We start from the raw sequence: 24,658 nt of genomic DNA on the forward strand, positions 1-24,658 counted from the left end.
GGTTGGATTAGAAAAGTTCCCGAACTCATCTAAGCCAATGGCCAGATAGCCCTTACTCACACCGGGAGATACGGGATTGGTGGTGTTGATTTGCGCATATCCCAGCGATCCTCCAAATCCTCCGATAACAAAGGGAGAGGCCGTTGCGTCAAATAAGAAAAAGCTTATACCGTCGGCCCCATTTCCTCCGTAAATGTAATACTCAAATTCGGCACTCAGACCCTCCGTAGACGGAAAGTCTGCATTGCTGTAAATATAACCCTTTTGGTTTTTTGTGTTGTTAGTCAATCGCAGATAGCCTTCTCCTACTGCGTCCAGCGGCGTTCCAGTATGTGCTCCAGCCTGATATCCGCTTCCTCCGGCCGTTAAAAATGCCGAAGGAGCTCCACCAAAAGTAATTCCATTTGCAGTGGCCCCCCTAAAACTTTCTTGATAAGGAAATTGTGCATAAGTATCTGCAGCAATAAAGGAGAGTACAAGAAATAGCGCAATTTGTAATTGTTTTATCATATAGTGGGCGAAAATACAGATATACCAGTCAAATTATAGTTTGTCTAAAAAATTCATATCAAAGTAAACAAAAATAACGCCATCAGAACTTGTGAATGACGGAAGTTGCTAATTGAGTTAAAACCGGCATTATATCAGTAAATTCGGTCGTTAACAGATCAACTCAAAAAACTTATCGGGTAAAATTTTCTCAATACGAGTAAGTTTGTTCTCATATAAGCTGTTTAAATTGGCTTTAGACCTGCAAAGGCCTTTGGTACAGTCTTGGTTACTGGATAATAGATTAAATGATTCTTTTCGTTTCACTTATTTCTTTATTTTTACTGTTTAACAGGCTAATTGTATAAAATATATATGGACTTAAAAAAAGGTATTGCAATAGTTAGTTTGGTATTTCTCAGTGCTGCACAGGCAAAATCCCAGGAAAGCATGCTCAACGATTTTTCTTTTCTTTATATGGAAAAATTAATTGCTGTAGCAAAGGAAAACTATCCAAAATATAAAACCTTTGATCATCAGATAAATATAGCTAAATATAATCTTAATCAGGAGAAGAGTTCATGGCTGGACCCTTTTTCATTTTCTTATATTTACAGGTCAAACAGCAATGCAATAAATCTGGATAACAATGTAAACCTGCTTTTGAGCGGGTATCAATTTGGAATTACCATAAGTCCCGGTTTTTTTCTAAAGAAACCGTCCGCCATAAGAGCGGCTAAGGAAGATCTCAAACTCGCTCAGCTCTCAAAAGCCGAATATGACTTAATGCTGGAATCGGAAGTTAAAAATCGTTATCTTGTGTATCTGCAGAGCTTTAACGTTTTGAAAATAAGAACAAAATCGGTATTGGATGTAGAATCCTCTTTTAAATTGATTAAAGCACGGTATGAAAGGAATGAAGTTTCTTTTCAGGATTATAATAATGGATCAATAGCATTGTCTTCTGCTTATGAGGGCCGGATTACCGCTGAAGGTGATATGAGCACAGCAAAGGTAGCGCTGGAAACTTTATTGACAAAGAAACTGGAAGAAATAAAATAGATGGAAGAGATCAATCTTTTTTTGCGCTTACTCAATAAACACAAATATATCATCATCGCAATTCCTATGATTGCGATTATCATAGCGTTCTTTCTGGTTCGTAACCTGCCTGATTCTTATGTTTCACAAGCACAGATTTCTACCGGAATTGTTGACGAGACCCAGAATATTTTTTCGCGTGCCCAGACTTCATCCAAGAGCAATGACATCTACCTGGAGTTCAGTAACCTGATAGAGACGATGCGAATGAAAAAAATGCTGGACCAGATTTCATATAAACTTATTATCCACGATTTAACGGCGCCGGTACCCTTTAGACCATTGAGTAAAGAAATTAAACAATTGTCCGGTTCCGCAAAGAATAAGATTTTGGAGACCTTTCGGAATAATTACAATGAAACAAAATCACTGAACTTATGGAACAAGGAGCAGAATGATTTGCACCAGTTGCTGCTTGATATGAATTATGATAGTGAATCCATCAAGGGGAAACTTAAAACTTACAGGGCAGGAGACAGTGATTTCATAAACGTTGAATATGAATCTGAGAATCCGGAGCTGTCTGCTTTTGTTGCAAATACGCTGTGCTCTGAGTTTATAAAGTATTATACTGTTTTAGTTAAGACCAATCAGCTTAGGGCAAATACATTTCTGGGCACGCTTTTAAAAGAAAAGAAAGATGCCATGAATGAAAAGATACTTAGGCTAAGGAACTATAAGGTGGCCAACCGCGTACTTAACTTAAATGAGCAATCAAGTCAGCTTTATGAACAGATTTTGCAGTTTAGCAATAGAAGACAGGAAGCAATAGAAGGTATTGCCTCAAAAGGCGGTGCAATAAGTGAAATTGATAAAAAGTTCAATCCACGGGAACGCGGTTATCTCGAATCAACCTTAACCAAGGTTAATCAGGACATTATCGGCACCCGGGAAGACCTCAGAAATCTTTATGATCTCTATATAGAAAATGATTTCGAAACCGGTTACAAGCAGTCGATAGACTCCTTGCAAAACGTTTTAAGTTCACAAATAAATGCGTCTACCGATCAGTTTATTTACAATCCATTAGTTTCGAAACAAGCACTGGTAGAACAAAAACTGAGATTGGAAATTGAGCTTGACCTTGCCAGATACAGTATGCACTCCATGGAAAAGGAACTGAAGCAGCTTAATCAGGAGTTTGATAAACTGGTACCGCATGAAGCAGATGTTCAGAGTATGGAAAGAGATGTTGAGGTAGCCAGCAGGGAATACCTGGATATACTGGAAAAATTCAATCAAAGCAGTATGGAATCTGCGTTTTCAATCAGCCTTAAATTTATTCAGCCGGCGATGCCTGGTTTAGCACAGGCATCAAAAAAGATGCTCCTGATCCTTTTAAGTGGTATAATTACCTTTGTGTTTTGCCTGATGGTTCTTTTTATACTGTATTTCATAGATAACAGAATAATAACACCAAAGGACCTTGCCAATAAAACACGATTACCGGTGTTAGGTGTCCTCAGATCTATGAAGGGTTCGATAATAAATCTGGAGAAAATATGGCATACAGACACGATGGATCCCATTTTAAGAGAATTTAAAGAGCAGCTCAGGGCCATTCGGTTTGAAATCGAGAACGATTTAAAAGACAAAGTATTATTGATTACGAGTTTAAGTGAAGGAGAAGGGAAGACCCTGTTGACGCTCAGCCTCGCCTTTGCATGGAAAATGACAAATAAAAGAATCCTGATTATAGATGGAAACTTCAGAAATCCCCGTATCAGCCAAACAATCTCTTCGTCAGTTTACCTTGAAGATTACTTTACCGGCAAAGTAAATCTCGAAGATATTCAGGTAAATCAAAATTTTGAATTAATGGCAACCCGCGGAGGAGATTTGTCAATCTTTGAACTGGTAAGCCAGGATATAATCAGCGAGCGCATAGAAAGACTGAAACGCGTATTCGACATTATCATTATTGAAACCGCGGCCATGGATCAAATGAACCTGTCTAAGGAATGGGTACTGTTTGCGAATAAGGTAGTGGGAATTTTTGAGTACGGTCAGGTAATTGATGAAGAAAAGAAACAGCGGGTTGACTATTTCGTCAGTCTTGGGGAAAAATTTTCCGGATGGATACTGAATAAAACAGTTTAGATTAGCATAAATGGATGCATTGATTTGGTTTCTGTGGTATCTTGTTCAAATTGCAGTCGTATTTCAACTTGTGCTCCCTGTGTTGCTATGGACTTTGTGGCTCGTTTTTAGAAAGCAGCATACGCTGCTTAGTCCTGGACCAAATCAAATAGACTATGCTGTTATTGTAACCGCTTACGAGTACACGAATACGCTGGCGGCAGCAGTTGAATCCATTTTGAAAGCCGACTATCAAAACTATATTGTGTATATAGTTGCAGATAAATGCGATACTTCAAGCCTTGTTTTCAATGACAAAAGGATCTTAATTTTGACACCTCCGGAAATACTGGGCAGCAACACGGCTTCCCATAACTATGCGGTAAGTAAGTTTATTCGGAAGCACGACAGACTTACAATTATCGATAGTGATAATTTAGTCCATCCTCAATATTTTAACGAGCTTAATCTGTTTTCAGATGAATTAGCTGTGCAGGGTGTAAGGGCTGCAAAGAACCTCGATACCACCATTGCCTGTCTGGATGCGGCCCGGGATATTTACTATCACTTTTATGATGGGCAGATCCTGTATCAACTGGGTTCTTCAGCAACATTATCAGGGTCTGGAATGGCTTTTGAAGTGGAATTCTATACAACGTTTCTTAAAAACAATAATGTTGCCGGTGCCGGATTTGATAAGGTATTACAGAACTATATAGTTAGCCGCGGTATCCGAATCGCATTTAGTGCCGGCGCAGTTGTTTACGATGAAAAGACCTCGAGATCCGATCAGTTGGTTAACCAAAGGGCCAGATGGATAAATACCTGGTTTAAGTACTTTAAGTTTGGTTTCTCAATGGTTTACAATGGCATAATTGGTTTAGACAGGAATCAATTTCTTTTTGGCCTTATACTGCTGAGGCCACCATTGTTTATGTTCCTTATCGCTTCTGTCTGCTTTCTGCTCATCAACATTTGGATAGACCCTTCAATGGCTATAGTATGGCTCATTGGTCTTTTATTGTTTGTTACAGGATTTTTCATTTCACTTTTTTATGGAAAGGCTAGCGATAAAATATACAGATCGCTGATCAATATTCCTTATTTTGTTTATCACCAGGTCATTTCATTATTAAAAAGCAAGTCTGCCAATAAACATTCTGTTGCAACGAACCACTATCATTCTCAGTCAATCGGGACCTTAAAAGAAAACAACGATGAGAATTGAACCCCGAAAGATAAAAGTTAATAATAATAAGGTCAATGACCCTATCGGCGAATGGAGCAGAAAAATAGCGATCTCTATCGTTTTTATAGTGCTCTTCTATTTTTTTATTAAACTCTTGTTATTATAATGCGTGGTTTTGGTCAGACAAATTTCGACAGAACAGCAAAGAAACCGATGTCAGCATACCTCGAAAGGATTTTCCTGACAGAGAAGCTGCAGAACTGGGAAGGGTTTGCTTTACTTACGATTTTGGCCGTAATCATCACTTTGACCACCGTTTATTTTGGTGTTATTGGAGTAGTTGTGATTTTAATCCTCATTTTAGGGTTGCCAGCAATCTACGGAATCGTGGCTTATCCTAAATTTGGAATCATTACACTGCTGGTCAGTTCTTATTTTATCATGTATATTATAAGAATGAATCTTGTGGAATTTCCACTGGGCACCTTAATGGATGCAATCCAGGCCTTACTGATATTAGGTTTTTTCATTAAGCAAAAAAGCAGACCAAGCTGGAAGATCTTTAAAGATCCGATCGGCATAATGATGCTGATTTGGGTTTTCTATAATGTTTTCCAGGTTGCAAATCCAACGGCAGAGTCCAGGATGGCATGGCTTTATACCATTAGATCAATTGCTGTAGTGATGTTAATGTATTTCATTTTTACCTACCACATTCGTGATATCAGGTTTATCCGGATTATCATAAAGATATGGCTGATACTTGGCCTTATTGCTGCGATTTATGCGTTTAAACAGGAGTATGTTGGTTTTTTTGGATTTGAAGAAGCTGAGTTGCGAAGTGAACGACTAAGGAAGCTTTTATTTATCGCCGGCAAATGGAGAAAGTTTTCTATTTTTTCCGATCCGGTTGCATTTTCCTATAATATGGTTACTTGTGGTATATTTTGCATCAGTATGTTGTTCAGTACCATTAAAACCTCGAAAAAGATGGTGCTGGCGGGAATGGCGGTGATCTATCTTTCAGCGATGTTGTTTTCCGGCACAAGAGGTGCTTATGTGCTTATTCCGGCAGCCATCGGCCTGCTTACCATTATCAATTTTAACAAACGCATTTTCTTTTTCACCGTCGCTGCCGGTTTTTTTCTTATAATAGTTATTAATATTCCGTCCTCTAATTCCACGATCAGGAGGTTTCAGTCTGCTTTTAAGCCTTCCAATGACGCATCATACAATTTAAGAAGTGCCAATCAAAAAAGAATACAACCATTTATTCAGTCTCATCCCTTTGGCGGCGGACTTGGTGCAACCGGCGTATGGGGAGCAAGGTTCTCGCCAAATTCATTTTTGGCAAAGTTTCCGCCTGACAGTGGCTATGTAAGGGTTGCAATTGAACTGGGATGGATTGGACTCCTTATCTTTTGTGCTTTGATGTTCACTATCCTTAAAACAGGAATTAATAACTATTATAAAATCAAAGATCCGGAGCTAAAGCGGTATAGCCTGGCAATGATTTTAATCATATTCGCTTATATGTTGGGGAATTATCCTCAGGAAGCACTGGTTCAATTTCCTTCAAATATTTATTTTTATCTTTTTACAGCGTTACTTACCTTAACTTACAAGCTTGATCAGGAAACAGCACTATCTGACAATCCGTCGAAGCCGTAGAGTCAGATCGTTATTAAATTAATTATCCGTATGAATATATTTAAGGTTCCGGAATGGATAAGCCAGTTTAATTTTGGATATCAAAGTTTTGATGAAATTCCAGAACAAACCTTTAATACGATCAAGAATGACCTGGAGCGTATTGTTAGCAATGAACCTGTTGTAAGTATTTTAGTATCGGCCTATAATGAAGAAGTTAATGTTTTGAAATGCATTGCTTCTTTAAGCAAGACGAAATCCAGTTACCCACTGGAAATCATAGTGACCAATAACAATTCAAATGACCATACGCAGCTGACGCTCGACAAATTAAGGGTGAAAAACGTATTTCAGGGAATCCAGGGGTGGGGGCCTGCGCGACAAATGGGATTAGAACATGCAAAAGGAACCTATGTTTTACTGGCGGATGCAGATTGCATTTACCCCGGTACTTGGGTTGACGAAATGATGAAAGTATTAACCAAACCCGGAATTGTTTGTGTATACGGCAGATATTCATTCATCCCCGAACCAGGATTTCCAAGACATAAACTCTATATTCTTGAACAGCTCAAAAATATAATTGCTGAATACAGACAGGTTAAGAGGCCCTATCTGAATACCTATGGAATCAGTATGGGTTTTATTAAAGCATATGCCTTAAAAATAGGCTTTATAATGGAGAAGGTCAGGGGCGAGGACGGCCGGCTTTCGTTTGATCTGATGAAATATGGGAAAATTGCCCAGGTACGGTCAAAAAAAGCAATTGTATGGACAGGTCCAAGAACCCTGGAACGTGACGGCAGCTTTTCAAAAGTGCTCACCAAAAGAATAACCAAAGAACTTAAAAGGTTTTTTACCCTGTTAACTCCTGAAAAACCGCACGACACCAAGAAGTTAAAGTAATAAGCAAAGAATAACTCTGTACCGATATGAATTTCATTTTTGTAAGCCTTCAGCGTATCAATACAGACAGGGAGTCTACCTCTACCAGCCTGGCAAAAGAACTTGCTAAAAGTTACAATGTGCTTTACGTCAATCCGCCTGTAGACCGTAAGGCCTGGTGGTTAAAATCAGACGATAAATATGTAAACCAACAGATCACTGATATAAAAACAGGAAAAGCCGGACTGGTCAGGTCTGCTGAGAAGCTTTGGGTACTAACGCCAAAACACATTATCGAATCTATTAACTGGATACCATTTACTCCGGTCTTTTCTTTATTTAACAGACTCAACAACAACAGATTTGCCAGGGAAATCAAAGCAGCCGCAGAGCAGATCGGATTTGAAGATTATATCATCGTAAACGACAAGGATATTTTCAGAAGTTATTATCTAAAAGAAATTTTGAGACCAAAACTGTATATATATCTTGACAGGGACTATACCCTCGGCTTTGCGTATTGGAGAAAACATGGTTCCAGCCTTGAGCCAAAGCTGATGAAAAAGAGCGATCTGATCGTATGCAATTCATTAGATTTTACTAAAAATGCCAAAAGATATAATCCAAATAGTTTTTATATCGGTAACGGATGTGATTTAAGCATTTTTGATCCGGATAAAAAATGGGAAATGCCGGAGGAGTTAAGGATTATTCAAAAGCCAATAATCGGATACGTTGGGGCGCTCAATTCACAACGTCTGGATATTAACCTGATTGCCGGGATTGCTAAACAGCTCAGCAACTGCAGTTTTGTATTTATCGGTCCGGAAGATGAAAATTTTAAAGCCAGCGGACTTCATCAGATTTCAAATATTTTTTTTATCGAAAAGAAGCATACACAAATTATTCCCGGGTATATTAGCCATTTTGATGTATGTATAAATCCACAGCTGATCAATGAAATTACAATTGGCAACTTTCCCTTGAAAATAATTGAATACCTGGCCATGGGGAAACCTGTGGTGGCCACCGTAACCAATACGATGACAGAGGTTTTTTCAGACCATTGCTACTTAGCAGTTACCGCTGAAGAATTCGTGTCCGCTATTGAGCAGGCCCTGGCAAATGATAATGAGCTTCATCACCTGGAAAGAATCAGGTTTTCGAAAAATTACAGCTGGGAAAATGTATCAAACATATTTATAAATGCAATTAAAGAGGTAAGCAACGATGAAACCTAACAATACCATAACCATAGTTGTCGTTTGTGACAATCATTATCTGGTCCTGCTTGCTGCGCTGATTAAATCTATCGAGATCAATCACAAATCCGATGAAAAAATCGTAATCTATATCGTAGAGGACAAGGTAAAAGCAAAAAACAAGGTTAAACTGGAAAATTCAATCGATCAGGAAATGATTGCTGTTGAATGGATCAGCATGGAGCAGGTCATCCCGGAAAATACGACCCTCCCCTTGGATAGAAGTTCTTATCCTTTAAATATTTACATGCGTTTGTTCATACCGTCATTCCTGCCCGGGGATGTAGGCAGGGTATTGTATCTTGATGTGGATATGCTTGCCCTGGCCGATGTCAGCGAACTATGGAAAACTGATCTTGGCGATAATATAGTAGGGGCGGTAGTGGATCCGATAGGTACTATAGGCAACAAATGGGGCGGCATTGGCAATTACAAAGCCCTTGGACTTTCCCCAGAAGCAAAATATTTCAATACCGGCATGCTACTAATGGACATTTCCAGATGGAAGGAAAATAACATTACCGAACAAGTACTGCATTGTGTCAAAACCAATAAAGAGTTTGCAAACTTCCCCGATCAATATGGACTGAATATTGTTTTGTATAAAAAATGGAAGGAACTGGACCCCTTATGGAATTGTTTTTCCAGCCTGGATATCGAAAAACCATTTATCATTCATTTCAACCACCGGAAACCGATTTATAGATCATATGACAAAAACAGGCAATACCAGTCGCTTTTTTTTCATTACCTGGATCTCACTAAATGGAAAGGAACAAAACCGGTTGGAGAAGCAAGAAGGTATTTGAAAAAGATTAATAATATTATTGAAAAACTGGTGAAAATGCCTTTTGCAAAGCCCCAATAAATGAGTGATCTAAAAAAAGTAACTAAATACGATAGCTGGTTTAGCATTGATCATTTAAAGAACGATCTTAAATCAAGATCAGTAAGGGGTGGTTTTAGCACGGTTACCGGACAAGTTTTCTCATTCGTGCTGAATACCCTGTCTACGACCGTAATGGCAAGGTTGCTGTTACCTGCAGATTTTGGCCTGGTTGCAATGGTCACAGCGATCACCGGATTTGTGACCATATTCAAAGACCTCGGCCTCTCTTCCGCAATTATGCAGAGAGCTGAAATCAATCAAAAACAAGTTAGCGCAGTATTTTGGATAAATGTCCTCATCAGCTTTGGAGTAGGGTTGGTTGTGGCGTGTATCACACCCTTTATGGTCAGTTTCTATAACGAACCGCGACTTGCCGGCATTACACTGGTATTTGCGCTGAGTATTTTTATTACCGGCTTATCCATTCAGCACAATGCGCTGATGCAGCGTCAAATGAGGTTTTTTTCTTTATCCCTGATCCAGTTAGGATCTACCTTGCTCAGTCTGATCATTGGGATTACGATGGCCGTTTTTGGCTACGGGTATTGGTCGATAGTTGCCATTTCCGTCTCCAGTCCTTTGATCAGTTCAGTAGCTTTATGGGCCATGTGCGATTGGCGGCCAAGCTTTTACAAAAAAGACAATGTCAGTTCGTTTTTAAAATTTGGTGCCGGGATAGCTGGTTTTGACCTGATCAATTATTTTTCCAGAAATGCCGACAACGTACTGATAGGTAAGTATATCGGTTCAGTGGCATTGGGCTTGTATTCAAAAGCATACCAGCTTTTAATGCTCCCGATCAATCAACTCAAGAATCCCCTCACTTCAGTTGCACTCCCCGTTTTAAGCTCATTGCAGAGTGACCCCGCAAAATATACCTCATTTTATACCAGGTACCTGTTTGTACTTGCCTTTTTTTCAATGCCCATTGTCATGTTCATGGGCATCTTTGCAGAAGAAATTATACGAATTGTACTGGGAGATAAATGGGCCGGTGCAGCCTATATTTTTAAATTACTTGCCGTTACAGGATTTATACAGCCAATTGCAAGTACACAGGGGTTGGTACTGATTACCACAGGAAGAACCAGCAGGTATTTCTATTTGGGTATTTTCAATGCCTTCTTTACAGTTTTAGGATTTATTATCGGCATTAAATGGGGGATAGCCGGGGTAGCTATTTCTCAGGCCATTGTACTTTATTGCCTGTTCTTTCCTTTATTATATTTAAATTTTTATCAGTCCCCCATCCATCCAAAAGCATTCTTATCGCAAATAGCGCTTCCGTTTATGTTTTCGCTGATCAGCGGAGCGGCAATGTATCTGCTGAAGGCAGAACTGCAATCGTTGAACATCATAATTATGGTTCTCTTAGGATTTTTCTCCGGATTAATTGTGTATCTTCTTTTGTGGATGGTTTCAGCACATGGCAGAAACAAATTAAAAGAACTGGCAGAGATCTTTACCCTGCTTTTAAAGAAAAAGAGTGCAGCTGACATTTGATTTATGAGTAAATTTGGAATTCTGGCATGGCCAGCATATTCGACGAAAAGTAGTAATCCTTATAACTTTTTGATCTATTCTGAAATTGAAAAAATGGGCCATAAGGTGTATGATTTCGATTTCAATCTAAAAAGCATCATAACATTTTCGTTTTCAAAGAAATATATGATTTTTCATATCCACTGGCCGTCAAACATTTTGACATGGTCTACAGCACTACAGGCAAAAAGACGGCTGGGCATGTTCTATCTTTTTCTTAAAATTATAAAGATCTCCGGTAAAAAAGTCGTTTGGACAGTTCACAACTTACAATCACACGAAAGCGAGCACCCGCAGTTACAACAGCGCTTATACAAAATGTTATACCGGCATGTAGACGGTTTTATAAGCTTAAACAGGAACGGACTTGAAACCATAAGAGCATCATCATCAAACAAAAAACAACAAAAATTTTGTTACATACCTCACCCGCATTATAAAGGATATTATCAAAACGACTTTACCCGGGCAGAGGCGAGGGCAAAACTAGGTATCACTGAAGAAAAAAAGGTATTTCTGTTTTTAGGACAGATCAGAAGATACAAAAATGTTACCGGATTGATAGCAGCATTCAAAACTTTAGACCTTCCGGACAAGCTGTTAATGATCGCAGGGAAAGTGCATGATGAAATGCAGGAGGAAATGGCCCGGGAAAATGAAAATAATGAAAATATAATTATCCACGACGTATTTATCGACGATGCAGAGTTGCAGACCTATTTTAACAGTGCAGACCTGGTCGTAAACCCTTATACAAATATATTCAATTCAGGATCAGTGTTTCTAAATATGAGTTTTAATAAACCCACACTAGCTCCTGCAATTGGCGCGTTTCCTGAAATACAAAAAGAGATAGGAGATAAATACATCAAATTATATGAGGATCAGATGATTTCTTCTTCAGCCTTATACAAGTCGATGCAGGAAGCCCTCGAAGAAAAAGAAAGCCTCAGCGACACCGATTTATCCGTATTTAGTTCGGATCAGGTAGCCGCTGAGACACTTGAATTTTATAATAGACTACTTAGCAGTACTTAGATGCCACTGAATACCCAGATATCACTATTTAACTGAAAACAGCTTTGAATTATCCACATTCCCGTCGGTGTACCAGTCCATATTGGTTTTCCCTAAGCTAAGCGCCCACTTGCCAAAGCTTCTGTACGCAGAAGTTATTGTCGCTTTCTCTATTGGATATTTGAAATTGCTCAGCGGCAGTTCAATTGCCCATGGCAGATTTTGATCTTTGCTGATATAACTTACATAACCACTGCCGACTTTTCCTTCACCCACTGTACCATCATCTCCTGTCCGGAATAATTTGGTATCAGCGAAATCAGTAGGCTTCTTATTTTTCAAATGAGTTTCATAACCCCGTCCAAAACCCGCAGTTGCATTCCAGATGAAAGGATTGTAATTCCCCACGCCAAATGCCTCTACTGTAATACCGGGTTTTACGTCAAAACTTACATTATACTTAATAGGATCAGAGGTGTTTTCACCCGGCACAGTGTTCCATTGCGCCTGTTGCTGGCGGCTATCTCTGAACAAGATCAATACAAGGTCCTTGGAAATGGGTTGTTCTTCGATCTCCGCACCCTTAACATTGCTGACACTTGAACGCGTGATGTTAAACTGAATACCGGCGCCATTTTTATAACTGCCTCCCGTTGCATGCAGTGTATAATTTGCATCAACGTGTACTACCTGATTGGCCGCATTGCTGATGATCTGATAGCGATAAGAGATAACGACATCATTCATGTCATAATCGCCCTTCAGCGGAAAGTTATCTTCAAACGCAACAGTTGAGCCTCCATTGGCATAATTGTAAGATTGGTTGATGAAAGCTCTTGCGGGATCCTCAGGAAATGCATCCTTACTGTTCGGGATTCCGTCATGGTCTGTATCCGGATCTATAGGCTTACCATTTCCTTCATTACAATCCGTTGCCTGAATGAACATTCCCTCTCCCGTAGTAGATTTGGCAGTGGCATCAAAATGTTTTGCCTGAATTTTTCCGGAAGGGTCGGCATATTGAACAGATCCGGTAATTTTTGGAGCATTACCGTTATTTATATTGTCATAAGAGGTGCTGACTACTCTGAACAAGGAAGTACTTCCCTCTCCTTTAAGCGTGCCATCCAGTGAAAGGATCACATTCGTTTTAAAAAGTGCGCCATTTCTCAAAATAGTAGAACCTTTCAGATTGGATTGATTATCGACCTGTATGTAACTGTTATTGATGATGTTGGCGTTGTTGTCGAACAGGTTTAAGGTAATAAACTTACAATTGTTGATCAATGTCCCGTTATTTTGCACATAATTCTGAACAGTTACAGATCCTGAATTCGTAAAAGTTCCGCTGGCTGTCATTTTTGAATTAGATGCATTGATTGTTCCGGTGTTGTTAACCGTAGGGCCATTATTAAACATGACTTCGCCGCTGGAAACTGTCCAGTTTCCGGAATTGGTAAAAGTACCGGAAAGGGTACTTTGTTTGGTTTTTAATATACCTGTATTGACAAAATTCGGAGTATTGTTTGAATTAAAATTACCATCGGCATTTAAAGTTCCCGAGTTCGTAAATTTCGCACCCGAATTGAAGTTACCGGTGACTGTCAGTGTACCATAATTGGTTCCGTCACCATTAGATTCAGTAACGAAATCACCTTCCACACGCATGGTTCCCTGATTAAGGAAATTGTTTAACACCTTAACATTACCCGTAGTAACCGTACCGAAGTTTTTAAAGGTTGAAGGACCTTCCCAGTTTAGGTTGTTAAAACGAACAGATGCACCCGATGAAACAATCACTGTTACATTACTGGCCATTTTCAGGCCCTCTACAACGACTCCTGTACCACAGATGCGCATGGTACCACCGTTTGTATTTTGTACCTTAACCGTAATGTTGTTGCCGGTTACGCAATACGTATTGCCGCTTGCCATGTCAAAGCTGTTCTGACTGGACTGGGTGATCACTACCGAACAATCTCCGGTGGCGCAGGACGGACTATTTTCCTGAGGCATGACCATTACTGTTTTTCCTTTAACACCTGAAACCGCAGTTGTTATAATGTCTTTATCGCCTATTGATACATCCACAGTATTGCTGTTTGCCGGAATTTTTCTTGACAGTTCAGCACCATTGGGAGCGTATTTTTCAATCCAGACCTCAGTTAGGGTAGTGGGCAGCGAGATTTTTGTGCTATAAGCATTGATGATGGTTGCAGAACCTCTTGAAAGTAATTCCCCTCCTGTTGTAGGGTCCGCCGTATAAATGGAGATCACATGAGCTTTGTTTCCATACTGCGTATCGCTCACACCAATATTAAAGGTCACATCTCTTGATGTAGCCCAGCTGAATTCAGGTGATGCATTTAAAGCGTCAATGTCTACTTGTGGTACCTCGTCGGGAAGTGTATCCTTTTTGCAGGATACGATCGTCATACTTAGGGAAAGGAGAATGAGGAGTAATTTTATTTTCATAAATTCTAATTGTCACACAATGATACGCCAAAATCGTACCCTTAACCGTCTATTTGGCAGAAATGAAAAAAATATCGCTGGCGGATATACTAAGGTGCTTTTGTTGGATTTTGCTTTTTTGATTGTTCAAAAAAATGCGGATTTGTTTCCCGCTTTAGATCATATTGGGTAATTCTTTCTACAGATTTAAACTCACGGTATACCTGTTTTCCTTCGTCTCCGGATCATACTGGTACACAAAACTATCAGAAGCGAGCGTGATGATGTAAAATCCAAAATGCTCAGGGATCTGATCCAGGCTCAGCCCCTCTACAAATGGATTTAAGAACTTGAATTTATACCTGTCAAGGGTTTGTATGTGGTGGTTGTTTTCTTCGGAAAAAGAGATCTTTATGGTCTTGTCGATCTCTTCAAATGGAATTTGCTGAGTGGCAGAACTAAATTCGATCTTCAGTCCTTTTTCAAATTTTTCAATACACACAGTCGGGTGGTCTATTATCAATTTGATGCTGGAATTCTCATCAGTAGAATGTTTGATGGAGTTGGTGACCAATTCCACCATGATCATTTTAACCCTGCGCTGCTGCGCCAGGTCCAGTTCCTTGTGTTCCATGATTGCGGCAAGTGCCGCCTTGGTAAAACCGAATACCTCATCCACATGGTTCGGGATGTTCAGGTGTAATATTATAGGGAGCGTTTTATTCATTTAGAATTCTTTAACCGCGTTTTCCAGATCATTGTGTAATATAAAGATTTTGTCCAGTCTGGTCATCTGAAATAAATTCACAATGTCATCATTCATGTCCGTCAAAATCAATTTGCCATTATAAGGCAATAATGCTTTTAGAATTGCGACCAGTGCGCCAAGAAAAGAACTGTCCAGATACTCCACCTGCTTAAATGAAATAATGAGTTTTCTGCTTCCGGCACTGATTTCTTTTAAGATCAGTTCTTTAAACTCATTAGAATTGGAAAGATTGGCTTCTTTCTCTTCTATGGCAATAACATTTATATCACCTGATTGTTGTTTGTTTATCTTCATTTTTATATTTTTTTGATGGTAATGATGCTGCAATCATCTACCTGCGTGGTATTTTTGTTAAATAAAATGTCATTAATATCGTCTGCAGATTTCCCGCTTTCTTTTAGCTGATGCAATTTTGATTTAAATATATTAATATCTGAACGTTTTACACCTGCAGTCTCAAAGTCGATCATCCCGTCCGAGATCAGGTATAACTCATCATCGCTGCCCAGTTCTATTTCGGTTTCATTAAAATTGCTTTCCGCGAGAAAACCGAGCAAAATTCCTTCGGACTGATAGCTTTGCAAATCAGCTTTTCCTTTTTCATATTTTAGCAAAGGAAGATCGCCAGCCCCGGCATAGCTTATCTTTTGGGTATCATCATCGATCAGTACAATGCTGAGGGTTGAAAATATATCACCCAGCAATTCGTCAAAATGAATGACTCTGTTCAATTTAGCCATAATTTCAGACAGTGAAAAGTTTCCGTCATAAACACAAAGTCTGATGGCAGACCTGATATAGCTCAAAAAGCTGAATGAAAAAAACCAGGCGCCCCATTTTTTTCCCATCACATCACCCAGTACAATAAAAGTAAAACGTTCATTGACCTGGATGAAATCAATAAAATCACCGCCCGGATGATCCTGATAGCTGGTGCTGAAAAAGCTGACGGAAAAATTCTTCAGGACCGGCGCCGAGGAAGGCGTATTCCTCAGATTCAGCTTTTCGGCTATTCCCTTGATCTCACTTAGTGATTTTTCATAGTGCTGTCTCACGGAACGCATCAGGTTGTCGATCTTCGACAGGATCTGCTTGGCCGGTGTTCCCTTGCTGATGTAGTCTATTGCCTTTAGATCAAGTCCCTGCTGCACAAAACTATTGTCATTTACCGATGTAAGGAAGAGGAAAGGGACTTGCTTGAGCAGGTCGTGCTGCAGCAATATCCTTCTGAAGTCAAAACCATCTTTGACAGGCATCTGGTAATCGGATATGATCAGGTCAGGAATTTCATGTTTGAGGATCGACTCTGCAATATCTACAGAAAGTGCTGTTTTACAGGTATATCCGTTTGAGGTCAATAATTTCTTGAAAAGTTCCAATTGTACGATGTCGTCATCAACCATCAGGATTGTTTTGCTCATTTTTTTTGATTTAACAGAGATCGTATAACAATAAATATACCCATCGCAATAATGATCAGGGAAATGAGGTCCATAAGGGTTACGCCGTCATCAGGCGTAAAGTGAAAAATGGTAAACATTTCGAAATAGGGAGGGGCAGGCATAATGATCATCGCAAAACCCAGTGTGATGAACAGAAAACCAATAAACACCCGCACGATTTTGCCCAGGCCGTCACCGATTTTGTTTCTGCTTACCTGTCTGGAGTCCAGATAATTACTGTTCAAAATCTGCTCCAGTTGGTCGAGCTGGTCCATTTTCTCCATGCCTGAAAGGCTCAGCTCTTTAATTTCCTGAATGAGTTCACCACCGCCCAGTTTCTGATCCAAAGCCTTATTTACCCTTGTTTTAATCCCTTTGATGTTCTCAGAGTCAATGTCACTTTTTTCCAGGAGCAGCATAAATTCATCCAGTTTTTGAATTAATTGCTCATCTTTAGCATTAAGCTGTTCAAAACGCTGCAGATCGGCTGTAAGTTTGTTTTTATCAGGCAAAATGGTCTATTTGAGTGTTAAGTACTAAATAAAATAATGGGTTTGATATCAATTGTAACAGTAAATTTCAATCAGCACCAGGCAACTCTGGAATTGCTTAAATCTATTGAACAGCACTATCCTAAAGCTAATATAGAGATAATTTTAGTGGATAACGGGAGTGATATTGATAATGGAGCATTATTCAAAACCACTTTTCCAAATATCCTCTACATCCGTTCCGCTCAGAATCTCGGTTTTGCCGGAGGCAACAACCTGGGGGTAAAACAATCCAGCGGAGAATATTTATTTTTTGTGAATAATGACACCGAATTTTCTGCCGGGCTGCTCGAAGCATTGTCCGGTACCTTAGCTAATAATCCGCTAATCGGGGTAGTTTCTCCCCAGATCAATTACTTTGACGATCAGACAATTGTGCAATATGCCGGCTTTACGAGAATGAATTATTACACCTGCAGGAACCATTGCGTCGGACAGTTTGAAACCGACCAGGGCCAGTACCGCAACCGCATCTGTCAAACAGGCTATGCGCACGGAGCAGCAATGATGGTCAGACGCGACGCCATGGACAAAACAGGCCTCATGGCCGAAAACTTTTTCCTTTACTATGAGGAAATGGACTGGTGTGACCGGATAAAAAGAGCAGGATACGAGATCTGGATCAATACCAGCGCAACCATCTATCATAAAGAATCACTTTCTGTTGGCAAAAACAGCGCGTTAAAAGAATATTTTATGAACCGAAACCGTATACTTTTCATTCGCCGCAATGCGAAAACCCATCAGCAGCTGTTCTTTTTCCTGTATTTCATCACATTTGTCACGCCAAGGAACATCCTTAAATACCTAACTTCGGGAACGCCCGGATTCGTCAAAGTGCTATTGCGGGCTATAAACTGGAACCTGAGTCACAACACAAACAGCACAGATCTCGGCTATCAATTGAAATAATATGACAACAGCTTTTTGGATCTCGGTATTCCTGGTTTTCTATACCTTCTTTGGCTACGGTATATTGCTGTTCCTGCTTGTTCGCGCCAAAAGGCTTTTTAAGCCCGTTAAGAGAAAATTGTTAGATTTCAATGATCTGCCTTCCTGCACACTAATTGTCGCCGCATACAACGAGAAAGACCTGATAAAGGAAAAAATAACCAACACCTTATCGCTAAAATATCCTGAAGGAAAACTGCAGCTTGTTTTTGTGACCGACGGCTCATCTGACGGCAGTCCGGAAATGGTAGCCGGATATCCGCAGATCAAATTACTCCATATGGAGGAGCGCAAAGGAAAAATATCGGCCGTACACCGTGCTATTGAGCAGGTCACATCAGACATCATCATCTTTACAGATGCCAACACCTTTCTCAATGAAGATGCCCTGGCACTGATTGGCCGTCATTACGGCGATCCGAAAGTAGGGGCCGTAGCCGGAGAGAAACGGGTTATTATCGACGCCGCTGCAGACGCGACAGCGGGAGAAGGCTTTTACTGGAAATATGAATCTAAACTCAAGGAATGGGACTCAGAACTGCATTCCGTAGTTGGCGCCGCCGGAGAGCTTTTCAGCATCCGCAAGGCGCTTTATGAACCCGTGCCATCAAATAGCATTTTAGACGACTTCATGATCTCCATGCGCATCGCTGAAAAAGGATATGTCATCGTTTATGAACCGGAGGCTTACGCACAGGAAGATACATCTGCTAATATCGCTGAAGAACTCAAGCGAAAAGTAAGGATTGCAGCAGGAGGGATCCAGTCCGTCATCTGGCTCAGGTCACTGCTCAATCCGTTCCGCTTCCCCGTTTTGTCCTTTCAGTACATCAGCCACCGGGTCCTGAGGTGGACCATAACCCCCTCGTTAATGGTCCTCGCTTTTGTCCTGAATGTACTTATCGTCGCAGACAACGGACCCAGTTCTTACCTTGTCATACTGGCTGCGCAGGTTTTATTTTATCTTTCCGCTTATCTTGGCAAGGTCCTGGAAGACAGGAAGCTCCGTGTTAAAATACTGTTCATTCCCTATTATTTCTGTATCATGAACTATGCGGTGATGGCCGGATTGTTGAGGTTTTTCTCTGTCGGACAATCCGTAATGTGGGACAAGGCTATCAGAAAACAGCAGTAAGTTAGAATTCTACAGTTATGGTATAACTCGGAGTCACTTTGGCTTTCAGTGGCATCGTTGTGACTTTCCTCAATTTAACCCTGATGTCATATTTAAAAGACGAAGCCCTTAAGATATCTTCCAGCTCAGAAGTATAGACGCTGCCCGGGAGCATGACGCTTCCGCTCTTGGCAGATGGATTGTTAGTGACCTTCGCCAGAGTGGCCTTCTTGCCGCCGCCATTAATTTCAACCTGTATAGCTTCCAGGTTCCCCAAATTACTATCTTCCAGGATAGGGGTGTCCACAAGCTCAAGTTTAAAGGCTGTGATTTTCAGGTTCGTAATATTGGCGCGGTCGGAATTTCCGGTAACCTTCTGTATTTCCTCATCGATGTTTACCGAAGCGTCAAAATTTCCGGCCACCTGCCCGCTGTTCGTATTGGATATGACGGGGATGGTAAACTCTGAACCGGCAGGGGTGATGATGATGTCCCGTGTTATCGTTTCAGTTTCTTTGCAGGATGCAAACGCTGTCAGTAAGATGATCGATGCCTTTAACAGCCTGCCTGGTTTTATAGTCATGGGTTGATTTTCATTTGTTTAAATAACGTACAAATATTGAAAATAATATCTACATTACCTACGGTTTTCCGGTATTCGGAAATCATAGGAGGTTGAGCCTGATTTTGAGTAAACCTCCCGGATATTTGGCGGTTTTTGCCAACCATATAATGTTTGGTGTATTTGTATATCTATTTGTAAATCAGAAGTATTACTTCATTTTATTTAAATATTTAATTCTTATAATGACTGATTTAAGCTGCAATACTCATCTCAAATAACAAAATATTATTCTGAATGACGGTTAATATATCTATGATACAGTTAGTTAAATGCATATATATCAACTAATACTGCTGTCTGTTGTATGCCGCTGAAAAATCACTCCTCATCCCTTTAAAGCGCTCCACCACAGTCGCAATAAATGCTTCGTCCAGGATCTGGAATATCTCGTTTACCCCACCCCCCCTGAGGTCCAGCTCCGATAGTTTATAACTTTGTTCGAGCGTTCCCTGCTCAAACTTGACAATGTATTTTTGGTTCATATTGAACAAGGTGATTTTGCAATCGGGATGGGGAAGTTCTGCTATTACTCTCATTTTTTCTGATATCGTTTTTATAATTTTACACCCATTTCCCTGACCAGGAAATCTGCTTTATCTATTTTAGATGCCACCCATAAAATATAGCGGATGTCAACCCCGATCGACCGGCTGTAACTTTCATTCCAGGCATAGTCATTAATGGTGGCACTGTAGGACCGGTCAAAATTTACCCCTATCAGCTCACCCAGGGCGTTCATGACCGGAGAGCCGGAGTTGCCTCCGGTGGTATCCATATTGTACAGAAAAGCCACTGGTACATCATTCAGATTCTTCTTTGCATAAGGGCCAAAATCTTTAGCCTCCCACAGGGCTCTGATCTGCTCGGGGTAGGCAAAATCAGGATTTCCGCTGGAGCCCTTTTCTATTATTCCCCGAATGCTGGTATAGGCACGCATATAGGTGGCATCGGCCGGTTTGTAGCCGCGCACGTGCCCATAAGTCAGCCTTAGCGTACTGTTGGCATCAGGAATGAAGTTCTTTTGAAGGAACCGCTCTTTTACATTGACATAATCGCCCATGAGCTTGTTCAGCAAGCCCTCCCTCCGGTCTTTTTCCGGGCTGAGTTCTGCGATCTGTTTTGCGATGTCTTTCTCAAAGATCATCACACCATCGTTATAATTGGCCACCGATTTGGGCGAAAGCAGTATGGTATTGAAGACATACGCCTGATTGTTGAGTTTGCTGATCCCCAGCGTCGTCTCTACATATTGATCAATCACCGTTCTAACATCAGAGCCCCTGCCGCTGATCTTGCTGGCTGCATCCACCTTTTGGGTCAGGTTGAACGCAGCAGCATCTTCCAGCATCCGTTTAAAGATTGTTTTATCGGCTTCAAGGTCATAAGATTCATAATTTTTTTCCAGCACCTGTTTCAGTTTTGGCAGGTTCAGCTCAAAGAAAGCCTGTTTTTGTGCCGCCGGCTGTGCGTCTAAGTCCGCTTTAAAGGCATTGATGTTCTTAGATACCGTAATCAGGGTAGTGGAAGTATAGATTTGCGTAAACCAGAGGTCACGCTGCGCATCTCCGTTGATGATCTTGTACAGGTTGTCAATGTCCGTCATCAGGCTACCGTATTTTGCTTTGAGGCTCACATTGCCGTTAATGAACTGAGCCAGACCAGCATCCTCCTTTTTCTTTTGCGAGATGAGGTCTATTCCCTTAAGGCCCTGTATTTTGCCCCTGTAATTTTTGAGTGTATTCGCGTTTCTTTTGATGCGGGTAGCCAGTTTTAGCTCCAGGGTCTTGTCGTTTTTGCCTATTTTTTCCATAACGCCGTTCTGAAAACCATAAAGATCGGCCACATAAGGAAGTACAAATTTTTGCTGGTATTCGATGAACTGAGCAGGACGGTGACGGTACGTGCGGCCCGGATAACCGAGAATGAACACGAAATCTTCTTCATTCGTTCCGTTCGGATTCACCCGGAGGAACTTTTTAGGTTTGTAAGGGACATTGTCCTTCGCAAATTTTGCCGGAGAACCATCCGGAGCCACATAAGCACGCATAAAAGAGAAATCACCGGTATGGCGCGGCCATACCCAGTTGTCAGTTTCGCCGCCAAACTCGCCGATCTGCCTGTTGGGCACGTATACCAATCGTACATCCTGTATGGTTTTGTAGCGGAACAGCACATAGGTTTTCCCAATGAACATCTCTGAAACTTCGGCTTTTATGGTGGGGTCTTTCTTTTCTGCTTCAGCAGCAATGTTTTTCATAGCGTCATTGATGACTCTCAACCTCGAAGCCGGGTCGCTGATTTGCGCCACAGCGCCCAGTACCTGATCAGATACATCATCGTAACTGTCAGTAATGCGGCAGGTCAGTCCTTTTGCTTCGATTTCCTGTTCCCGCCCCCTGGCGACAAAACCCTTGTTCAGGTAGTCATTTTCGGGCGTACTGGCCAGTTGTACCGCACTGAAGGCGCAATGGTGATTGGTGATGATCAGCCCCTCATTGGAGATAAATGAACCTGTGCAGCCGCCTACATTGACCAGTGCGTCGATCAAACTATTTGCCTTCGGATTGTAAATTTCATTGACACTGATCTTTAAACCTGCTTTCTTCAGATCGAGTTTGTGGATCTCGCTGAGCGGAAACATTCCTTCTTCCCAGGGTTTATATGCAGATTGAAGGATCAGGAGTAAGGACAATGAAATGGTGAGTGCCAGGGCTACAAAAGTTTTTTTATGCATTTCTGATTATATTTGTATGTGCTTATAAATCATCACTGCTCCGGCAGTGTAATTCTGCGCACAAATTTAGTGATTTTAACGCGATCAGTCTAACTTCAATTACAGTCCTGAAATTTGTACCAGGCAGCCAAAGGATGGTCTTTCGGTTGTACCTTTGTGGTGCTACGGTAGTAATTTTATTTTGCTTTTACTTTGAGATAATTTTGCCTTTTTTTTGGTTTTTTATTGCTTGAGCAAAAGAATAGCAAAAGGATAGCAAAACAATAGCAAAAGGAAAGCAAAAGAAAATATAAGCAAAACTACTGCAAATTAGAAGTTCAGTACAGGCAGAAATGGCGGAAACATGAGGAGATTAGCTTGACGAAGAGTTGGGGGATACTTCGTATTTTTGCTGTACAAATGTAAAATTAAAAATGGCAGAAGACCTGGTTATTTTAAAAGATACTTCAAAAGAGCAGCAGTACATTTCCCTCATTCCGCAAATTGCGGCACTGATAAACGGAGAGCCTGACCAGACCGCTAACCTGGCCAATATAGCCGCTGCGTTAAAAGAGCAGTTCAATTGGTTTTGGGTGGGGTTTTACCTGGTCAAATCGGATGAGCTTGTACTAGGTCCTTTTCAGGGGCCAGTTGCCTGTACCCGGATACAGAAGGGCCGGGGGGTATGCGGCACTTCATGGCAAAGGGCAGAAACGGTGATCGTACCTGATGTTGATGAGTTCCCGGGTCATATCGCATGCGCTTCTGCTTCACGTTCAGAGATCGTCCTGCCGGTTTTCAACGGCAGTGAAGTGATTGGTGTTTTGGATGTGGATAGTGAACATCTGGCTCATTTTGATGAGGTTGATGCAGTCTACCTCAGAAAAATATTGAATCTGATCAGTGCTTAAACAATCAATTTACAGCCAATGCCTAAACTTCCCTTTTCTTTTTATCAGGATACTGACGTAAACAGCCTGGCCCTGCAGTTACTGGGCAAACAATTGTTCACCCTTATAGACGGCAGGCTTACGGGGGGTACTATTGTGGAGACTGAGGCTTATAACGGAATTGAAGACAAGGCCTCACATGCCTATGGCGGGCGGCTGACCAACAGGACGAGTATCATGTACCAGTCCGGAGGTGTGTCTTATGTCTATCTGTGTTATGGGATCCATCATTTGTTCAATGTGGTGACTGCGCCTGAAGGAATTCCGCATGCGGTACTGATCAGGGGAGTTGAGCCGGCAGCGGGTTTGGATATCATGCTGGAACGCAGGAATATGACTGCCCTTAAACCGAACCTGACAGCAGGTCCCGGTGCACTGGCAAAAGCGCTGGGCATAGATAAAGGCTTGAATGCCAAAGATCTGCTGGGTGAAGAGATCTGGATAGAAGACAACAGGATAACTATCGCCGGGCAGTTGGTAGCAGCATCGCCCAGGGTGGGGGTTGATTACGCAGGTGACCACGCCTTGCTGCCCTGGCGTTATTATATCAAGGGCAACAAGTTTGTGAGTAAGCCTAATAGCTAAACAACAGGTTTTAGAACGCGCCCCAAACAAGAGGTATCTGGTATTTTGTTTTCAACACCGTTATAGGTTAACCCTCAAAATTAGCTAAGTTTGGACGGATGAATTTTGAGAACAACTTATTATTTGCGCAGGGTCTCGACCAGGCAGACCCATTGAAAGAACTGAGGAATGATTTCCTGTTTCCCCGGCAAAATGGAAAACCCTTTATTTATTTGTGCGGCAATTCTTTAGGGCTTCAACCTAAAGCTGCACGTGAAGTAATGAATGTGCAGATGAACAACTGGCAGAACCTTGCTGTAGAGGGTTGGTTTGAGGGCGACAGCCCCTGGATGTTCTATCATAAAGAGCTGAAAAAACTAATCGCCCCGATCGTAGGCGCCAGTGCGCAGGAGGTATGTCCG

At 41.1% G+C, this 24,658-nt stretch carries 22 protein-coding genes and 1 pseudogene; 14 read left to right on the forward strand and 9 right to left on the reverse strand.

The window, feature by feature from the left end; all coding sequences use genetic code 11:
• Positions 1 to 510, reverse strand: a 510-nt coding sequence (locus VK541_RS08665; RefSeq protein ID WP_414692613.1) for a lectin-like domain-containing protein, incomplete at its 3' end; no start/stop codon positions are given.
• Positions 511 to 864: 354 nt separating this feature from the next.
• Between VK541_RS08665 and VK541_RS08670 the strand changes: the two genes are divergently transcribed.
• From VK541_RS08670 to VK541_RS08710, 9 genes are all read left to right on the forward strand, one after another.
• Positions 865 to 1,551: a TolC family protein gene (locus tag VK541_RS08670; RefSeq protein WP_324368962.1), complete on the forward strand. Its 687-nt coding sequence runs from the start codon at positions 865 to 867 to the stop codon at positions 1,549 to 1,551.
• Positions 1,552 to 3,690 (forward strand): lipopolysaccharide biosynthesis protein, encoded by a 2,139-nt coding sequence (locus VK541_RS08675; protein ID WP_324368964.1) that lies wholly within the window; start codon positions 1,552 to 1,554, stop codon positions 3,688 to 3,690.
• A 10-nt stretch (positions 3,691 to 3,700) separates the two neighbouring features.
• Positions 3,701 to 4,897, forward strand: a complete 1,197-nt coding sequence (locus VK541_RS08680; protein WP_324368966.1) for a glycosyltransferase — start codon at positions 3,701 to 3,703, stop codon at positions 4,895 to 4,897.
• Between the two features lie 174 nt (positions 4,898 to 5,071).
• Positions 5,072 to 6,529, forward strand: a complete 1,458-nt coding sequence (locus VK541_RS08685; RefSeq protein WP_324368968.1) for an O-antigen ligase family protein — start codon at positions 5,072 to 5,074, stop codon at positions 6,527 to 6,529.
• A 30-nt stretch (positions 6,530 to 6,559) separates the two neighbouring features.
• Positions 6,560 to 7,414 carry a glycosyltransferase family 2 protein gene (locus tag VK541_RS08690; RefSeq protein WP_324368971.1) on the forward strand — a complete coding sequence of 285 codons (855 nt, stop codon included), beginning with the start codon at positions 6,560 to 6,562 and terminating at the stop codon, positions 7,412 to 7,414.
• 26 nt (positions 7,415 to 7,440) lie between these two features.
• Positions 7,441 to 8,634, forward strand: coding sequence for a glycosyltransferase (locus VK541_RS08695; protein WP_324368972.1), 1,194 nt, complete (start codon positions 7,441 to 7,443; stop codon positions 8,632 to 8,634).
• Entirely contained in the window at positions 8,624 to 9,523 is a 900-nt protein-coding gene (locus VK541_RS08700) for a glycosyltransferase family 8 protein (RefSeq protein ID WP_324368975.1), read from the forward strand. The genes VK541_RS08695 and VK541_RS08700 overlap by 11 nt, the downstream gene beginning before the upstream one ends.
• Positions 9,524 to 11,047, forward strand: a complete 1,524-nt coding sequence (locus tag VK541_RS08705; RefSeq protein ID WP_324368977.1) for a lipopolysaccharide biosynthesis protein — start codon at positions 9,524 to 9,526, stop codon at positions 11,045 to 11,047.
• Between the two features lie 3 nt (positions 11,048 to 11,050).
• Positions 11,051 to 12,124, forward strand: coding sequence for a glycosyltransferase (locus VK541_RS08710; RefSeq protein WP_324368979.1), 1,074 nt, complete (start codon positions 11,051 to 11,053; stop codon positions 12,122 to 12,124).
• A 24-nt stretch (positions 12,125 to 12,148) separates the two neighbouring features.
• Here the strand turns inward: VK541_RS08710 and VK541_RS08715 are convergent, their stop codons facing one another.
• The 5 genes from VK541_RS08715 to VK541_RS08735 form a co-directional block, all read right to left on the reverse strand.
• The gene (locus VK541_RS08715; RefSeq protein WP_324368981.1) at positions 12,149 to 14,578 is read right to left on the reverse strand and encodes an LruC domain-containing protein; all 2,430 of its coding nucleotides are present in this window, start codon (positions 14,576 to 14,578) and stop codon (positions 12,149 to 12,151) included.
• Between the two features lie 178 nt (positions 14,579 to 14,756).
• Positions 14,757 to 15,284, reverse strand: a complete 528-nt coding sequence (locus VK541_RS08720; protein ID WP_324368983.1) for a hypothetical protein — start codon at positions 15,282 to 15,284, stop codon at positions 14,757 to 14,759.
• On the reverse strand, positions 15,285 to 15,620 hold the full coding sequence (locus VK541_RS08725; protein WP_324368985.1) for an STAS domain-containing protein: 336 nt from the start codon (positions 15,618 to 15,620) through the stop codon (positions 15,285 to 15,287). It lies immediately after the preceding gene.
• Between the two features lie 2 nt (positions 15,621 to 15,622).
• Positions 15,623 to 16,747: a SpoIIE family protein phosphatase gene (locus tag VK541_RS08730; protein ID WP_324368987.1), complete on the reverse strand. Its 1,125-nt coding sequence runs from the start codon at positions 16,745 to 16,747 to the stop codon at positions 15,623 to 15,625.
• Positions 16,744 to 17,280 (reverse strand): hypothetical protein, encoded by a 537-nt coding sequence (locus VK541_RS08735; RefSeq protein ID WP_324368989.1) that lies wholly within the window; start codon positions 17,278 to 17,280, stop codon positions 16,744 to 16,746. Before VK541_RS08735 ends, VK541_RS08730 begins: the two co-directional genes overlap by 4 nt.
• A 36-nt stretch (positions 17,281 to 17,316) precedes the next feature.
• Here VK541_RS08735 and VK541_RS08740 point away from each other — a divergent pair, with 36 nt between their 5' ends.
• Both VK541_RS08740 and VK541_RS08745 read left to right on the forward strand, forming a co-directional pair.
• Positions 17,317 to 18,231, forward strand: coding sequence for a glycosyltransferase family 2 protein (locus VK541_RS08740; RefSeq protein WP_324368991.1), 915 nt, complete (start codon positions 17,317 to 17,319; stop codon positions 18,229 to 18,231).
• A 1-nt stretch (position 18,232) separates the two neighbouring features.
• On the forward strand, positions 18,233 to 19,405 hold the full coding sequence (locus VK541_RS08745) for a glycosyltransferase family 2 protein (protein ID WP_324368993.1): 1,173 nt from the start codon (positions 18,233 to 18,235) through the stop codon (positions 19,403 to 19,405).
• Between the two features lies 1 nt (position 19,406).
• Here the strand turns inward: VK541_RS08745 and VK541_RS08750 are convergent, their stop codons facing one another.
• The 3 genes from VK541_RS08750 to VK541_RS08760 all read right to left on the reverse strand — a co-directional run bounded on the left by VK541_RS08750 (position 19,407) and on the right by VK541_RS08760 (position 22,743).
• Positions 19,407 to 19,967: a hypothetical protein gene (locus VK541_RS08750; protein ID WP_324368995.1), complete on the reverse strand. Its 561-nt coding sequence runs from the start codon at positions 19,965 to 19,967 to the stop codon at positions 19,407 to 19,409.
• A gap of 326 nt (positions 19,968 to 20,293) precedes the next feature.
• On the reverse strand, positions 20,294 to 20,545 hold the full coding sequence (locus VK541_RS08755) for a hypothetical protein (protein ID WP_324368998.1): 252 nt from the start codon (positions 20,543 to 20,545) through the stop codon (positions 20,294 to 20,296).
• A 17-nt stretch (positions 20,546 to 20,562) separates the two neighbouring features.
• Positions 20,563 to 22,743, reverse strand: coding sequence for a S46 family peptidase (locus VK541_RS08760; protein WP_324369000.1), 2,181 nt, complete (start codon positions 22,741 to 22,743; stop codon positions 20,563 to 20,565).
• Positions 22,744 to 23,156: 413 nt separating this feature from the next.
• Between VK541_RS08760 and VK541_RS08765 the strand changes: the two genes are divergently transcribed.
• The 3 genes and pseudogenes from VK541_RS08765 to VK541_RS08775 form a co-directional block, all read left to right on the forward strand.
• Positions 23,157 to 23,633 carry a GAF domain-containing protein gene (locus VK541_RS08765; protein WP_324369002.1) on the forward strand — a complete coding sequence of 159 codons (477 nt, stop codon included), beginning with the start codon at positions 23,157 to 23,159 and terminating at the stop codon, positions 23,631 to 23,633.
• A gap of 18 nt (positions 23,634 to 23,651) precedes the next feature.
• A complete protein-coding gene (locus tag VK541_RS08770; protein WP_324369005.1) occupies positions 23,652 to 24,257 on the forward strand; it encodes a DNA-3-methyladenine glycosylase in 606 nt (201 codons plus the stop codon).
• A 98-nt stretch (positions 24,258 to 24,355) separates the two neighbouring features.
• A pseudogene (locus VK541_RS08775) lies at positions 24,356 to 24,658 on the forward strand (kynureninase); the annotation flags it as partial.

It is taken from the genome of Pedobacter sp., from assembly GCF_035317785.1.
Lineage (GTDB): Bacteria > Bacteroidota > Bacteroidia > Sphingobacteriales > Sphingobacteriaceae > Pedobacter.